Here is a 15521-nt window from a genome sequence, read left to right on the forward strand (position 1 = left end):
CGTCGGTCCTCGGCCGCACCAAGGGACCTGATCTCTCCACAGCGGGCCCGAAGCTCTCGGTGTTCACTTCGGCATGGAAACACAGGCCCCGGAGTCCCGACCAGCCTCTCGCGGCACCCCCTGGAAACAGGCAGGCAGGCAGGCTGGCTGGCAGGTAGGCGACGCGGTTGGCCAGGTCAGGCCGTACGCCCGTATCAACTCGCCCATCCGCATCAGCGGTGGGATCCACGTTCCACGTCACGGGCAGATCGCTGCCGCAGAAGACACAGACGAAGTCGTCCTCGCGCACGATGTTGTGCTCCTGGCAACCGGGGCACCGCCTGAACACCACCTCATGGGTGAAGCCCGAGGGGTGCTTGAGCTCTGCATCGTCCAGAGCACGAGCGACTTCCGACCAGGAGCTGACGTCCGGGCAGTACCCGGTGGACTGGTTGCTGACCTCGCCCACAACCCATCGGCCCGACTCGCGTATGAAGCTGATCTCACCGGCGCTCAGAACCATGTCTCCGCCGGCACAGGCCACGTGCTCGCTTCGTCGCGGCGCCAGCCGAAGCGCACCGTCCGTGCCGACCACGAAGGTGAACGGTTCTGTTAGCTCCGCCGCCGATCGCTCGACGATCCAGCCGTCGAAGTCGGCCGCCGAGCTGATCCGGCACCCGCCGCTGCCCGGTCGGACCCCGGTCTTCAGCTCGATCGGTCCGACGTATCGGTAACCCGGCCTCCGTGCACTCACGTGAGCCAAGCTAAAGCACTTCCGACGGTGGCGGCGGCCGATACCGCCACCCAGGAACGGAAATTGGCGTAGAGCTGGGCGTTGGATCACGGCGGCGGGCAGCCGTTTAGGGTCGAGGTCATGTCGAGGACCACACCCCCGCGCCCGCTCGATGTCGAGGCGCTGTTCCCTGAGTTGGCGGCCTACCGCGGTACCACCACCCGGCTCCATCCGCGCCCGGGCCGACCGGATGTGGCGGACAGTTCCGTGGGCGGTCCGCTGCTGTGGCCGGCGGACGAACCCTGGCCGGTGTGCACCGAGCCCCACGACCACACGCGTGGCCGGCGCCCGGCGGACATCCACCGTCACCGGCGGATCCTGGATTCCGCATGGCGCCGAGAGCCGGACGCCGGCCCCACGGACGAGGAACGGCCGCTGCTGGAGCGACTGAGCCGGAAGCACGAGGTTCAACAGGCCGCCGAGGACGATCCGTTGCCGCTGATCGGCGTAGCGCAGTTCTATCGGAGGGACATTCCCGACCTACCGGCCGGGCCGGACGGCTGCGATCTGCTCCAGGTGTTCTGGTGTCCCTTCGACGCACATGGGCCGACCGGCTACGGCATGCTGCTCGACCTGCGCTGGCGCCGCTCGGGCGAGGTCGCCGAGGTGGTGACGGTGCCGCCGCAGCCGCAGGTGGTCGGTTTCGAGGGGTACGTGCCCGAGCCCTGCGTGCTGCATCCGGAGCAGGTGGTCACCTATCCGTTCGCCGGCCTCCTCCCGGAGGACCTGTGCGCCCGGATCTACGCCTGGGAGGAGGAGCGGGAGGAGCAGGAGGAAGCGGCGTACGAGACCATGGCGTACGAGGCGACGGCGCAGGAGGAGAAGGCCGAGCAGCCGACCGCCGAAGTCGTCCCGGCCTTGGTGGGCTACCAGTACGACCTGTCCATCCCGCCGGGCTGGCGCGCCGGCGGTTTCGCCTCCTGGCACCTCACCGACCCGGCCCCCATGAACTGCCGTACCTGCTCGGCACCGATGCACCTGCTGCTGACCATCGACAGTTCGGAATGGGACGGCGGCAGCGGCAGCTGGAAGCCGCAGGAGGAACAGGGACTGCCCGCGCACCGCTTCGCCACGCCGACCCAGGTCACCGTGGGCCGCTGGGGCGAACTCAACATCTTCGCCTGCCCCGAAGCACCCGAACACCCGCACCGTTGGAGCATCCAGTAGGGAACCTGCGGCAGGGTCGAGTGCCGTCACGTCCCGCGGCTCCCCGGCGACACCGTCCTCGGCCTCTTGTCAGAGGGCCCGCCTACGCTGGCCGTCAAGATCACCGGCAGAGCCTGCCGGGCTGCTCGGATCGATGGGGGGCTGGGATGCGCTGGTGGAACGTGGCGTCCGAGGAGCGGGCACAGTGGGTGCTCGATCCGTTGGCAGGGGTGGGACCGCTGCGGTTCGGGATGGATCCCGACCAGGTGAAGGCGGCTCTGGACGGGGCGGTCGCCGGCATCTCGCAGAGTGCGGAAGGCCGACTGTCCTGGCAGCGATACGGCGACGTGGGCGTGACCGCGATCTATGAGCGGGGGCCGCGTCTCGCCGCCGTGGCGATCCACGCGTTGGACGGACCACAGGTGTGGCTGCGGGACGTCGCGCTGACAGCCCGGGCGCCGTCCGAGGCACGCGCGGACATCCACGAACTCGCGCGCCGGGAGGGGGAATCGGTCCGGGTGAACTGGAGCGGTGATCCCGAGGTGGCGGCATGGGGACTGTCCATGGGCGCCACGCAGGAGTGGGTGTCGTCGCCGGAGGGATACGCACAGCGGACGGACAGGGTGATCACCGATGCCCTGCTCGTCGGCCCCGAGGCGGCCGCGGATCCGTACGGGGCGGAGCCGGTCGTCCGGTGGTGTGATGTCCGCGAGCGGGAGACGAACCCCGGGACGTGGCCGGTGACGCCCGACCGGGAGCGGCCGCGCTGGGACTGGACGCCGCTGGAACACGTCGGCCCGCTCCGGTTCGGGATGAGCCCCGGGCAGGTGGCGGCCGCGTTGGACGGCGAAGTGCCGGGCGGCCGCCAGGGCCACCACCGCTGGTACGCGGCCGGGCCGTGGAACCTGACCGGCGAACGGTACGACAAGGTCGGGGTGACCGCCCACTACTGGTGGCCGGAGGGCGTCCCGGCCCTGGCGGCCGTGACTGTGCACGGGCGCACCGGACCCCAGGTCGCCTTCGCCGGCATCGAGTTGACGGGCAGGAAACTGTCCGCTGTCGACGCGGCCGTCACCCGGTACATCGAGGATCACCGGATCAGCCTGCTCATCGGCTGCGGCGGTGACCTCGGACCGGACGGGTTCCACATGTACGTGCGGGCCGCCAGAGCGGGGGACGCCGTGGTCAGCGAGGCCCGGTTCTGCGCAGCGGACTGGGAGGACCGCGGCTGACGTGACGTGACGTGACCCGACCCGACCTGCCCTGCCCTGACCCACCGTCCGCCGCCGGGAGACCCGGCCGGGCTATGGCCCGCAATGCGGTGGTCGGGGTTCCGTCAGGTGCAGGTCGGACAGGATCTGGCGGGCCAGTTCGAAGGGCTGGTTGAAGGGGCCGTGAGGTACGGAGGCGGCGGACGCGAAGCCGCGCTGCGCGGCCAGCGCTCTCGGCCCGACCAGGCCGGTGAGCCGGTAGTGCCGCCAGAGCGGGGTGGGCCGGCGGGCGTCGACCACGACGAGGTCGGGCCGACGCCATACGACCAGCGCCCAGGGGCCGTCACCGGAGCCGGAGCCGGAGCCGGAGCCGGCCCAGGCTCCGACCAGCGGCGCCCCTTCGGCGGCACCGACCGCTTCGAGCGCCGCCAGCGCGGGGTTGCTGAAACGGCCGGTGACGTGGAGCAGTACCTGCCCGTGGCGGTGCACGTCCCGGTCCTTCTCGGCAAGGGTCCAGACCGCGTCGGCGAGGGGATCGTCCTGGACGACGTCCGACGCGACGTCGAGCACAGCCGCCTGGTCCACGGCCGGCCCGAAGGCCGTGTCGAGCAGCGCCGTGTACTCCGCGACGTACGCGGGATCCACGGCGGGCAGCAGATGGCCGACCGCCTGGGAGGCCTCGTTGAAGGCGAGGGTCTCGGGCGTGACGTCGTAGCGTGGGGCGTTGCTGCGGAGCACGGCGAGGGCGACCGCGGCGAGGCTGCCGACCTGGGGCTCGATCCGCTCGGGGAGATCGCCCCGGTCCAGCGCGCGGACGGCGCGGGAGAGCAGGGACAGCCAGTCTCCGCGCCCCGGAGACCAGGCGCCTGCCGCGACGGTCCACAAGGTCAGCCGCACGATGAGCATGCGCTCCGGAGGGGCCGTGCGGGGCGCGAGAGCGACCAGACGTTCCACCCAGCGCCGGTACCTGCGGCGGACCTCCTGGTCGGCCTGCCGGAGGTCGGGCAGTGCGGCGGTGCCCGCTTCGGCGCCGGCATCCTCGGGGGCGGTCCCCGCGGCCACGGCTTCGGTGTCGTCCTCGTCGAGGGCGCCTTCGCTGTCGTCGGTGAACCGTTCGTCCCAGGAGACGGGCAGCAGGTCCTGAAAGGCCGTGCCGGTCCCCGCGGGCAGGGGGAGGCCCAGCGCGAAACGCGCGAGCGAGTGCCCCACGCGCCCCGCGCATTCGTCCAGATAACGCTCCCAGCCGTCGTCGTCGCCGTCCAGCGAGGTCGTAGCCGCCGTACCGCCCCTGCTGTCGTTCGCGGACGCGGACGCGCCGACGGGGGCCGGCGTCAGACCGGTACGGAGGGTTTCCAGGTCGCCCAGAAAACGCTCCGCGAGCCGGGGGTCCGCGAACAGATCCGGTGGCCGTGTCGTGGGGATCCGTGACTGGGCCGGGGTCGTACGGCGCAGCGCGCGGTCGGGGTCGACGACGAACACCGTGTTACCGAAGCGCGGTACGCCGTCGCTGTCGACGACGACCAGGCGCAGGCGGCTTCCCGCATCGGCCGGAGCCGTCACCGTCAGCGTGGCCTGGCCGGGTGGGACGTCCGCGACGCGCTCCCAGGTCTCCGGCGGCGCCGCGGCCTGGGACAGCTCCAGGTGAGCGGTGACGGAGAGCGGCCGGGCCAGGCTGATGTCCAGGCCGTCCGCGACGCGTGTGGCGCCGAGCAGCAGCGGCCCGTTGCCGGCGGCGGGACGGGGGAGGGGAGCGGCCGTGCTCAGGCGGGCGGCCGGCTCGTCGGTGCCGTCCGGAAGGAGGGTGGCGGGGACGGGGGCGATGACACCGAGTTCGCAGTTGCCGCCGTCGCCCTGGGCGAGCAACAGGGCCGCCGCGGAGATGTTCGGGCTGCCGGTCAGGGCCCAGCGCTGCCCCTCGCAGACCCACTCGACGAGCTTGCCGTGGCGGTAGCGCTGGTCGTTGTCGCTGACGACGCGTCCGTCGTACTCCTTCACCAGGGCGGCGACCGACGGGCCGTCGAGGTCGCTGAGTCCCGGCTGGTAGGCGAGGGTGAACCGGCTCGGGCGGAACCGCTCGAGCAGTCGCCGCAACGCCAGGGAGCGCCGGTCGTGGAAGGGTGCGAACACGGCCAGTTCGTCGACCGGTCCGCGCGGCAGCTGGTCGATGACGGGCGAACGCAGGTTGCTGACGACACGGACCGCCGGTGCCGTGGGGACCCTGTCGCGGTGGAGCCGGTCCAGCAGGGCGGCGACCCGTCCCAGCGCCTGCGGCACGCCGGCGGAGAACCTCACCTTCTCCGGCAGCTCGCGCAGCCATGCCGAAAGCTCCGGGACGGCGGCGGGGCTCTGCTCGCCGTTCACCCGCAGGACCGTCCACAGCTCGGCGTTGGCCTGCCAGCCGGCCAGGGTGGTGTTGCCGGAGCCGATGGCGATGGTGGCACGCTCCGGTCCGGCCAGAATCATCAGCTTGGGGTGGAACGCGGCGCCGTGCGCGTATGCCAGACCGGCCAGGTAACCGCGCCCGGCCCGCCGGACGGACCGGGGATCGTTCCGGGCCATGGAGACGTCCCCCGCGATCGTGACGCGGGCGCCGGTGGCCTGGGTGACGCCGAGGGCGACCTCCTCGAAGAAGCCCAGATCGGCGGTGAAGCTGAGGAAGAGCGCTTCCTCCAGGCCCTGTCCGCCGGTGCGCTCCTCGTCGAGGATCAGCGTCAGCGGCGAGGCGAACCCGACCGGTGGCTCCACTCCGGCAGCCGGTGCGGTCTCAGTCAACGAGGGCCTTTCCGCTCCTGGTCACCGACCAGCGCTGGTCGTCGTGGCGCAGTACGCCGCAGGTGGCCAGGACGGTCCCGAGCTGGTCCAGCCGCAGACCGACGTCACCGCGCCCCTCCTGGCTGGTCCGGTACAGCAGACCGCCGCGCTCGTGCAGCCGGGTCGGCAGCCACAGCGAACCGTCGGGGCGGCGGCGGGCTTTGGCCAGCGCGATGCGCTGCGAGCGCGTCACCAGATCCGTGGTGAGCCTGCGGGCGACATCGCTCAGCCTCAGAGGGCCGGCCTCGGCGAGCCGTCGCTGGACCCACTCCGGTCCGAGCTCGATGCCGCGCCGGCCGAGGAACGCGTCCCGTACCCGGCCGGTGAGTTCGTCCACCCGACGGGCACTCGTGGCCAGCACCCGCAGTTCGGTGAGGGGCAGGGGGTCGGCACTCGGGCGGCGCAACTCGTGCTCGGCGGGCAACGGCGTACCGGTCGTGCTCTGTGTCGCGGGGAGCGAGGACAGGAAGTCGGCCACGGTCATGTCGGGCAGTTGCCCGGCGAAGCGGTCGGCCAGTTCCTCCACCGGCATCAGTCCGTCGACCTGCTCCACCAGCCAGGACCACAGACGGCGCCAGGCCCCGACGGCGTAGTTCCGCAGCACCACCCCGCGCCAGGCAGCCGCGGCCTCGATCCGGCTCGTCACGGCATCGGTGGTCAGGAAGTCGCCGAAAGCGAGGACTTCACCGACGTCCCGGGTGAAGCGGACCACGGGATGGGTGGCGACCACCCGGGCCAGCAGCTGGATCGTCTGCCGCCGAGTCGCCGCACGGGAGTCCGCCGCGCCCGACGGGTCAGGCCGGCACATCACGCCGGCCAGCCATGCCCCGTCGGGGTGTTCACCGCCGGCGCACACGCATAACCGGTCGCCGAGAGCGGTGAGGTCGTCCACGCGAAGCGTGTCCTCGGCGGCCAGTTCGAGCAGTTCGCCCAGGCCGTGCCCTACGGCCGACCGGTCCAGCCGCGGTCCCGGCGTCGGCAGGGGGCCGGGCCCCAGGATGCCGAGCGCGATCTCGGATCCCGCGTACGCGTTCCAGAATCCCCAGGAGTTGCCCGCGTAGCCGTCCTTGCCGGGGACCTCGGCCCCGGCCACGTTCACCGTACCGGCGTGCAGCCGCCGGGCCATCGCGTCGACTCCATGCGCGCGCGGAAGCCACTCCAGGCCCTGCGGGTGATGCGCGAACGACACGGCCGCCAGCGCGACTTCGGCGCGGCGCAGCAGCGTCTGGGCGACCGGGACCGTCAGACCCTCGTCGTCCGCCTTCGCCGCGATCAGCCCGTGCAGAGCGTAGTAGCGCGCGTGCGGTGTCACCGCGATGACGCCGGGAATCAGTTGGTCGACCATGTGCATCACGTGCCGCTCCACCGAGAGCGGGTAACGGCCCGCGGCCACGTCCAGCCCCGGACGGCTCCACCGCGGCCCCTCCACGAGGCCCGCAGCGCTCCCGTCCCCGCCGAGGGCGGCGACCTGATCGGCCGTGTGCTCAGCCATGAGCATCACAGGCCCTCACGCCTGCTGTTCCGCTGCCGCGTCCGCCCATCCGCCACTGCCCCCAGTGCCCCACTGCCCCCACCGCCGCTCAAGGCGGCGATCGAGCAGCCATTCTCGCGCATCGGTCGCCGCTGCGTTAAGGGTTGGCGGATCATCGGCCACGACGGGCGTCACCTCAGCCGGGCACGCGCCCGCCACGCCCGTTGCGCCTTCCCCGTCCGGCCCGGGTACGACCGGAAATCCGTACCCCCGGCCCGACGGGGGTGCGACCGAGAGGCCGTATCCCCGGCCGGGCCGGGTTCGCTACCCTGCCACTCCCTTCCACCTGGAGGCGTCCTCATGAACGGGACCACCCGGCCCCCGTCCCGCGTTCCGGCCGCCGTACTGGTGCCGGCCGCCACCGTCGCGGCCGTCGGCGCACAGCTCCTCCTCCTACCGTGGGACCCGCGCTCCAACGTGCCCGTGAGTCCTGGTTCGGACACTCTGACCAGCGGCTACACCTGGTGGGGAACCGCCCTGTTCGCGGTCGTACTGGCCGCGGTGGCCTGGGCGGTGGGGCGCTGGGGCCGGCCCGAGGCGGCCGTCGTGGCCATCGGCGGGGTGCCGGCCGTGCTGCTGCTGGGCTCCTTCCTGGCTCATGAGCCCGACCCTGATGGATTCGCCGGGCTGTGGCCGACCAGCTGGCTGGTCGGCGCCGTGCTGATGGTGGTGGGAGCCGGACTGGTGGCGGGCCTGGCGCACGGGGAAGCGGCGCGTGTTTTCCGGTCGCTGCTCGTGCCGGTGCTGGTGGCCGCGGGGGCCGCGCTCTCCGGCTTCGTCCTCGGGTCGTTGGCGTCCCACGCCGGGTGGGCCGCCCGCGCCGTCTCGGCCGTCCTGGCACTGGCGGCCGGCCACGGGCTCGGCTGGGCCGTGCGCGCCGCCGGACGCGGCACCGCCGCGAGCGTCGCGCTCACGGCGGGCGGAGTGCTGCTCATCGCGGCCGTGAACAGTGCCTCCGTGCCGCTGTGGGGCTGGGCGGCGCCCGACACGGCCGCCTGGGCGGTCACGGTCCTCGCCTACGCCGCCGGAGCAGCTTCCGTACCGCTGTGGCGGGTACGGGTGCGGGTGTGACCGACGCCGGTCGCACGGGCGCGGGAGCCGTGTCCGACGCGTGCCGGCTCGCCCCCGCCGCTCGCCTGCTTCGTACGACGCGTCCGCACGCCACGTCTGCCTGCGTGTCTGCGCTGCACGTCTGCCTGCGTGTCTGCGCTGCGCGCCTGTTCCGTGCGTCTGTTCCGCACGCCTCTTCCGGGCGCAGCCCCGCTTCACCACAGGTGCTCCCGGTCGGGCCGGCCGTCGAGGAGGCCTTGTCGCGGCAGCGGGGCTGCTGACGAAAGAGCGGACCGCGTGCGGGTCAGCGGGTCACGAAGGCAGCGTCCAGCTCTGGTTGGCCGCGCCGGTGCACGACCAGATCTGCAGGCGGGTGCCGTTGGCGCTGCTGGGGCCGGTGGCGTCCAGACACTTCCCGGACTGTGGGTTCACCAGCGAGCCCGCGGTGCCGGGCTGCCATCTCTGCGCGCCGGTGCCGTTGCAGTCGTAGAGCTGTACCGCCGCGCCGTTGGCGGTGCCGCCCGAGGAGATGTCCATGCACTTGCCGAGCGCCCGGAGGCTGCCGTCACCGGCCACCGTCCAGTTCTGCGCGCCGGTGCCGTTGCAGTCGTACAGCTGCACCGCCGTGCCGTTGGCGGAGCTGGCGCCGGCGACGTCCACGCACTTGCCGCCGTAGCCGCGGACCGGCCCGGTGCGGTCGGACGGCGGAGGGGTGACCGGGCCGGACTGACCGCCGGCCCAGCGCAGGCCCTGGATGAGCAGCTGGTTCTGCTGGGCGCTGGCGAAGGTGGAGGACAGGGTCGTGTCGGTGGCGTAGTCCATGGCGTTGTGGCCGAAGTTCGCGTAGATCATCTTGTAGTTGCGGTTCGACCAGACGACCGGGTAGAAGCCGCTGTACCAGGACTGGTTCGGGTCCGTACCGACAGGGAAGGTGGACGGCGCCATCGACGCGAGGATGTCGATGGCCGGGTTCTGCCGCAGGTCGTTCTGCCAGCTGTACCACTCGCTGACCGACGACGTGATGGTCGCCGGAAGCCCCGCGGTGGCTGGATGGCCGGGGTCGTTGATGGTGAGCGTCTCGGCGGTGGGTCCCCAGGTGTTGGTCTGGAAGGTGCCCGTGCCGAGGAAGGTGTTGTGGTACCAGGGCCAGTCGGTGGTGTCGGTGGTGAAGGCCGAGACGTGGAAGCCGAGGAAGCCGCCGCCGTTGTTCATGTAGGTCTGGAACGCGGACTGCTGCGCGGCGGTGTGGGGATAGTCGTCGAGGAACATCACCACCTGGTAGTCGGCCAGGCTCGCGGTGTTGAGACGGCTCCAGTCGTTGGTCGCGGTGTACGAGAATCCGTTCTGGGCCCCGGCCTGCGGGAACCAGGTGTTGGCCTCGTGGACGAAGCTGATGTGCGCCGCGTCGTACGTTCCGTCGTAGAAGGCGAGCACCTTGAAGGCGGGCGCCGCCTGGGCGTCGTACGCCGGGCCTGCCTGCAGGCCGAGCAGCACGGCCAGCAGCACTGACAGCCGTGTCAGGGTCCGGGGTAACCAGCGGGCGGTGCGCGGTCTGACCATGGAGCGTCCTTCCTCGTGCGCGGAGGAATGGGAACGGGCTCCCATTCATTGCTTCCTATGCCTAGGCCCAGTGCATGCCCATGTCAACGTTTGGTCCAGACCAAAAACGGGCGGCGTGATGACCACTCGAACTCCTCACCGCGCCGCATGACTTGCCGGCGTCCGGCGAAATCCGCGCCGAGTCGTCCGCGGGGCGCCACGGTCACAGTCGCGATTCGGTCGATCCGGAAGAGGCCCGTCCGGGCTCGAACCGCTCCGATAACATGATCGCACTTACGACGAACGCCCTCATCGCCTGCCCTACACCGGAAAACCGTGCTATCCGGCACGAAGAGTGACCTATTCGACTGACAACTAACAAAATGGCCAAACAGTTGATAACTGGAAAAAAGCGGGTGTTCCCGCGAATAAATCGCAGAATCACCCTCACCGCATGGACCCGACCACGGGTGATGCTATGGATCGCGGCGGGTGTGGTGGCCCTCGGGTTCCTCGTCGCACTGGAGATCGCCGCGCGTCGCTACGGCCTGCCGGGACCGATCACCACTCAAGTGCAAGAGGTGATATTTCCGCCCAAGTCGGGCTTCCTGCTGTACGCCAGTATGGCGTTGATGATGGTGGTGCTCACCTGGCGGCAACGGCTCATCGCGACCGGTGTCGCGATCGGCATCGACGTCGTCTTCTTCCTGGTGCGGTGGGCGTTCGACGTCAGGGCGACCGAAGGCCACCCCTTCGGCAACGGCGCGTTGTGGGTGATGCTGGGTTACGCGGTCATCGCCGTCACGCGCCGCACGGGCCAGGAACGTGCCCTGCTCCTGAAGGGTGTCGGGCTGGGTCTGCTGCTGGTGGCCGGCCGCAAGACCGGCGACACCTGGCTGCTCATCACCTCGAAGACCCGCCCGGCGGTGCTCGACCAGTACGTGGCGACCGCCGATCACGCTCTGGGAAACCCGTCGTGGGTGGTGGGCCGGATGGTCGCCGCCACCGGCCCGGTCGGCGCCCATCTGCTCGACTGGGTCTACATCCAACTCGCCGTGGCCGCGGTCGTCGTCGCGCTGTACCAGCTGCGGAACGTGGCGGTCGAGCGTCGTTTCCCGGGCCATCACCTGGTGCGCACTTTCCTGGTCATCGGCCTTCTCGGACCGGCCTTCTACATGATCTTCCCGACGGTCGGACCGGTCTTCGCCTACGGCGCCGACGGCGGGCACTGGGCGGTGGCCAACATATGGCCGCACACACCGACACCGCTCGATGTGCCGCAGCACATGGCATTCGACGAGATCACCCCACGCAACTGCATGCCCAGCCTGCACGCGGCATGGGCTACGACGATCTTCGTCCATTCCCGCAAGGGCCCACGATTTCTGCGGTTCGCGGGTACGTTCTGGCTGATCGCCACGCTCGGCGCGACGCTGGGATTCGGCTATCACTACGGCGTCGATCTCATCGCCGGTGTGGTGTTCGCGCTCACGATCGAGGCGGGATTGCGCGCGCTCGACCGTGGCTGGGACCGGTCGGGAATCCAGCTCGCCGCATACGGCGCCGCCGTCTTCGCCGCGCTCCTGACGTCGTACCGCTGGCTGCCGACGCAGATGGCCGCACACCCGTGGGTGTTCGGACCGCTTCTCGTTCTGGCGATGACCTCGGTGATCTACGGCTATGTGCGGACCGTCAAGCTGTGGGACCTGGCGGCCGCGCCCGAGCGGAAACCGGAACTGGAACTGGAACCGCAACCGGAACCGCAACCGCAACCCGAGCTGAAGCTTGCGCGGTAACCGCTCGCCGGGGCGGCGATTGTCGTGGTGTGGCTGACCGGCGGCTGGTGCGAGTCCGACCGGCGCGGGGCCGAGGGCCGGCGGCCAGTGCGCCGGTACGCGGCCGCCCCCGGCCGCCCCCGGCCGCAGGCCCCGGCCCCTGGGCGTCATCCCCGGCCCCGAGCCGCCGCCCCCTCCCCGCCCCGGGGCGTTGCGCAGGTTCGTCAGGCGGTCACGGGAGTGAACGTCACCGGCACGGACTGCGGTCCGCGGGTGAACACGCCCCGCTCGACCGGGTCGGAGCCGTCGGCGAGACGCATGTCGGGCATCGCGTCGAGGAGTTGACCGACACCGATTTCGACCTCGGCCTTGGCGAGCAGCGCGCCGACGCAGAAGTGCCGGCCGAGCGCGAAGGCGAGATGGTCGGCGGCGGCGGAGAAGGCGGTCGTGGCGGTGAGGTCGTCGCGGAAGATGTCGAAGCGGTCGGGATCGCGGTAACGGTTCTCGTCGCGGTTGGCGGCGCCGATCAGGCAGGTCACGGTGGCGCCGGGCGGTATCGTCCCGCCGCTGACGGTGACCTTTGTCGCGGTCTGCCGCATGATCATGTGAACCGGCGGGCTGTGGCGCAGGGTTTCGGCGAAGGCGCGCGGGATCAGGTCCCGGTCCGCGCGGACCGCGGCCAGTTGTTCCGGATGACGGAGCAGGTTCGCGAAGATGCCGGCGATCGCCTTGTCGCTGGTCTCGCCACCGGCGGCGAGCAGCAGGCTGCAGAAGGCCTTGATGTCCTCGTCGCTCATCCGCACGCCGTCGACCTCGGCGGCGCACAGCGTGGACAGCAGGTCGTCGCCCAGGTTCTCGCGGCGTTCACGGATGACCGGCAGCATGTACTCGGCGAATTCGGTGCGCGTGCGTTCCCCTGCCGCGATCACCTCGGGGTCGCCCGAGAGGTTGCCGAGGAAGGCGATGACGCTCGTGTACCAGCGGTGGAAGCGCGGGTGGTCGGCCTTGTCGAGGCCCAGCATGTCGGCGATCACGGCGACGGGGAAGCGGGTGGCGTAGTCGGCGACCAGGTCGGCGGAGCCCTTGTTCCGGAAGGCGTCGATCAGTTCACGCGAGTTGCGTTCGATGACGGGCAGGAACCTCTCCCGCAGGTCGCCGCCACGGAAGGCGGGGGCGACCAGGGCACGGCGCACCGCGTGTTCCCGACCACTGAGCTGGAGGATCGTCCTGCCGTGCACGGGCTCGATCTGCCAGGCGTAGTTGTCGGTGGTGAACTCGCCGTCCCTGTCCTTGAAGACGCGTTCGACGTCCTCGTAGCGTGAGACGATGTAACTCCGCGTGGCCTCATGCCAGATGAGAGGCGCGGACTCGCGCATCACGCGGTAGGCCTGATAAGGGTCGGCCGCGAACTCGGGCGAGAGGATGTCGGGTACGTACTGCGCGGTGGACATGCGTTTCCTCGGGTCGGTGACGGGCACTGCCGTGCAAGGTGGCTTCCCAGAACCAGACGGATCACTCGCGAAGATCGGCTCGGCGTAGCGCGCAACATGTGCTGGCCATGGTGGCCTTCATGCACGAAACGGATCGCCGCATCGACCTCGGAGACCCGCACTCCCGGCAGAAGGCCCTTCGCTCCTGGAGCGCCCAGGTGCTGGCGGCCATGGACGGCGTGGAGACGGAGGGCGTGGAAACGGCCTGGACAGCAGGGTTGTGAGTTCAGGAGGGCACGCGAGATCGTTTGGGGCGGTACTGCCGGTGTCGTCTGTAGGAGGACCTCCGTGACCGATCCTGCGCCCGCTTCGCTGCCCGCCCCGCCCTACTACGCGGTGGTGTTCACCGCCGTGCGGACCGCCGGCGACAACGGCTACGCGGAGAGAGACGAGCGGCTGATGAAACTGGCTGCCGACCAGCCTGGATTCCTCGGTGTCGATTCCGCTCGCGGTGCGGACGGCCTGGGGATCACGGTGTCGTACTGGAGGGACGAGGACTCGATTGCCGCTTGGCGGGATCACGCGGAACACGCACTGGCCCGTGCAGACGGACGCGAGCACTGGTATTCCTCGTTCGCGCTCCACGTGTCCAAGGTCGAGCGCGCCTACGGGTTCACCCGCCCGGCAGATCAGTGAGCCTTTTCCAACCTCACGCGTCAGCGTGAGGTTGGAAAAGGCTCAGTTGCTTCGGAGCATCCGCACACCGACCTGATCCGGTGAGCTGTCGCTGAGTCCATTTTCGCGAGCCCGCACACACCGCAACAGCTCTGGGCGGGGCTCGGGCTCGGGTTCGGCGGGACGCGCGGCGGTCGGGTCCGCCCAGGTGACCGGTCGCACCGTGGTCTTCACCGAAAGCCTCACCGCCGAGGTGATGTCCCTCTTCCTGGACCGGCTCGCCGGCCACTTCGACCGCAAGGTCCATCTCGTGGTCGACGGACGCAACCCAGACCAGCACCAAGACCGTCCAGAGGCCCGGGATGAACAGCCAAAGCAGGAAGCCGCTGTTGGCCGCGTTGTTCACTCCCACGTCACAGGGGTTCCACGACCTGCCCAGAAGCATGGCAGTAGCCACCGTGAGAGCCAGCCCCACCGCCGCCCCGAGACATCCATGCAGCCGTCGACTCCCCACAGGCCCCCCGTTCGCCGTCCGCTGCGGGAAGCACCGGATCCGCACCGCTCGTCACTGCCGCATCCACCCAGTCCGCCGGCACTGATCAGCAGGGATCGAGCGCCCCTTGATCCTGGCAATCACATGATCCGCCGGACATTGTCCAAGGGCTGTCCCATAACTGCTGGTCGGGGTCAGGCAGTAGCGCCGGCCGACGTCAGCCGAAGAGGAGGGCGACGTCCTTCTCGATGCAGAGCTGCAGGACGACCACCAACTGGCGGGCGTCGTCGATGTGCCGTAGGAGGAGCGGGCCAGTGCTGCCGTCAACGCGGTGGAGGCGCCGGCCCTCGGGGACCGGATCGGGGTGATGTTGGATGAGCCGCATGAATGAGCATGCCGCAGTGCGACTTCGTCAGGCCGTCCGCCGCATCGAACAGGCCACTCGGGACCGTACCGCCACGGGGTGCCGACCGGAGGACGCCGACGACCTCACCGGAACGTTCGCCACGGACGGGGCACTCGGTTTTGACCCGATACCCTTCCTGCGCGCCCTGCACGAGGCCGGCTCGCACGCGATGGTCATCGGTCAGGTCGCGGGCATCATGCACGGATCCGCCGAGCTGACCGGGGACCTCGACCTGCTGTGGGACGGCACACCGGCGCAGGCCCGAGCCTTGCGAGATGCCCTTACCGCGGCTGGCTGCGCCGATCCGCCCGACCTCGACCGAGCCCAGGTGGGATACCAAGTGACCGGTGCCACCGGGGATCTGTGCACCCCTGCCTTGTCCTGGGGCGACTTTGATGTCACCGACTGCCTGGCCCGAGCACAAAGCGCCGACGACTCCTCCGGTTTCGCGATCCGCTACGCGTCGCTCGACGACCTGATCCGAATGCGGCGGGCCATCGGACGGCCGAAGGACCATCGCCGCGCAGACGAACTCGACCGCCTCCACGGCCAGCCCGCAGTTCCCGAGTAGCTGCTGAATCAAGCCCTGCCTCGAAGTCGGATCCCGCAGATTGATCACAACCCGATACGCGCCCCAGTAGTGCCGTATCAGGCAACGTTCGCCTCGGTTCCGCCCGTTGGG

At 70.5% G+C, this 15521-nt stretch carries 12 protein-coding genes and 1 pseudogene; 7 read left to right on the forward strand and 6 right to left on the reverse strand.

All coding sequences use genetic code 11. The features are described 5' to 3' along the window. Positions 1–214: 214 nt before the first annotated feature. A pseudogene (locus tag OIB37_RS34685) lies at positions 215–688 on the reverse strand (hypothetical protein); the annotation flags it as partial. Positions 689–853: 165 nt separating this feature from the next. Between OIB37_RS34685 and OIB37_RS34690 the strand changes: the two are divergent. Beyond that, positions 854–1939 (forward strand): hypothetical protein, encoded by a 1086-nt coding sequence (locus OIB37_RS34690; protein ID WP_330461570.1) that lies wholly within the window; start codon positions 854–856, stop codon positions 1937–1939. Between the two features lie 146 nt (positions 1940–2085). Then, entirely contained in the window at positions 2086–3150 is a 1065-nt protein-coding gene (locus OIB37_RS34695) for a hypothetical protein (RefSeq protein ID WP_330461571.1), read from the forward strand. A gap of 72 nt (positions 3151–3222) precedes the next feature. Here OIB37_RS34695 and OIB37_RS34700 read toward each other — a convergent pair whose 3' ends face one another. Next, positions 3223–5901 carry a hypothetical protein gene (locus tag OIB37_RS34700; RefSeq protein ID WP_330461572.1) on the reverse strand — a complete coding sequence of 893 codons (2679 nt, stop codon included), beginning with the start codon at positions 5899–5901 and terminating at the stop codon, positions 3223–3225. Then, complete coding sequence (locus tag OIB37_RS34705) at positions 5894–7432, reverse strand: hypothetical protein (protein ID WP_330461573.1); 1539 nt, start codon at positions 7430–7432, stop codon at positions 5894–5896. Before OIB37_RS34705 ends, OIB37_RS34700 begins: the two co-directional genes overlap by 8 nt. A gap of 339 nt (positions 7433–7771) precedes the next feature. On the opposite strand from OIB37_RS34705, the gene OIB37_RS34710 reads away from it, so the two are divergent. Further along, on the forward strand, positions 7772–8542 hold the full coding sequence (locus OIB37_RS34710) for a hypothetical protein (RefSeq protein WP_330461574.1): 771 nt from the start codon (positions 7772–7774) through the stop codon (positions 8540–8542). A gap of 291 nt (positions 8543–8833) precedes the next feature. Here OIB37_RS34710 and OIB37_RS34715 read toward each other — a convergent pair whose 3' ends face one another. Beyond that, a complete protein-coding gene (locus tag OIB37_RS34715; protein ID WP_330461575.1) occupies positions 8834–10081 on the reverse strand; it encodes a ThuA domain-containing protein in 1248 nt (415 codons plus the stop codon). A 452-nt stretch (positions 10082–10533) separates the two neighbouring features. Between OIB37_RS34715 and OIB37_RS34720 the strand changes: the two genes are divergently transcribed. Continuing rightward, positions 10534–11856, forward strand: coding sequence for a phosphatase PAP2 family protein (locus OIB37_RS34720; protein ID WP_330462082.1), 1323 nt, complete (start codon positions 10534–10536; stop codon positions 11854–11856). Between the two features lie 203 nt (positions 11857–12059). Here OIB37_RS34720 and OIB37_RS34725 read toward each other — a convergent pair whose 3' ends face one another. Then, positions 12060–13286 (reverse strand): cytochrome P450, encoded by a 1227-nt coding sequence (locus OIB37_RS34725; protein ID WP_330461576.1) that lies wholly within the window; start codon positions 13284–13286, stop codon positions 12060–12062. 119 nt (positions 13287–13405) lie between these two features. On the opposite strand from OIB37_RS34725, the gene OIB37_RS34730 reads away from it, so the two are divergent. Beyond that, positions 13406–13549 (forward strand): hypothetical protein, encoded by a 144-nt coding sequence (locus tag OIB37_RS34730; protein ID WP_330461577.1) that lies wholly within the window; start codon positions 13406–13408, stop codon positions 13547–13549. Positions 13550–13613: 64 nt separating this feature from the next. Next, the gene (locus OIB37_RS34735) at positions 13614–13961 is read left to right on the forward strand and encodes an antibiotic biosynthesis monooxygenase family protein (RefSeq protein WP_330461578.1); all 348 of its coding nucleotides are present in this window, start codon (positions 13614–13616) and stop codon (positions 13959–13961) included. A 689-nt stretch (positions 13962–14650) separates the two neighbouring features. Here the strand turns inward: OIB37_RS34735 and OIB37_RS34740 are convergent. Then, entirely contained in the window at positions 14651–14818 is a 168-nt protein-coding gene (locus OIB37_RS34740; RefSeq protein WP_330461579.1) for a hypothetical protein, read from the reverse strand. Between the two features lie 16 nt (positions 14819–14834). On the opposite strand from OIB37_RS34740, the gene OIB37_RS34745 reads away from it, so the two are divergent. Then, positions 14835–15410, forward strand: a complete 576-nt coding sequence (locus tag OIB37_RS34745) for a hypothetical protein (RefSeq protein ID WP_330461580.1) — start codon at positions 14835–14837, stop codon at positions 15408–15410. The last annotated feature ends 111 nt before the right edge of the window (positions 15411–15521 follow it).

Source organism: Streptomyces sp. NBC_00820 (genome assembly GCF_036347055.1).
Taxonomy (GTDB): Bacteria; Actinomycetota; Actinomycetes; order Streptomycetales; family Streptomycetaceae; genus Streptomyces.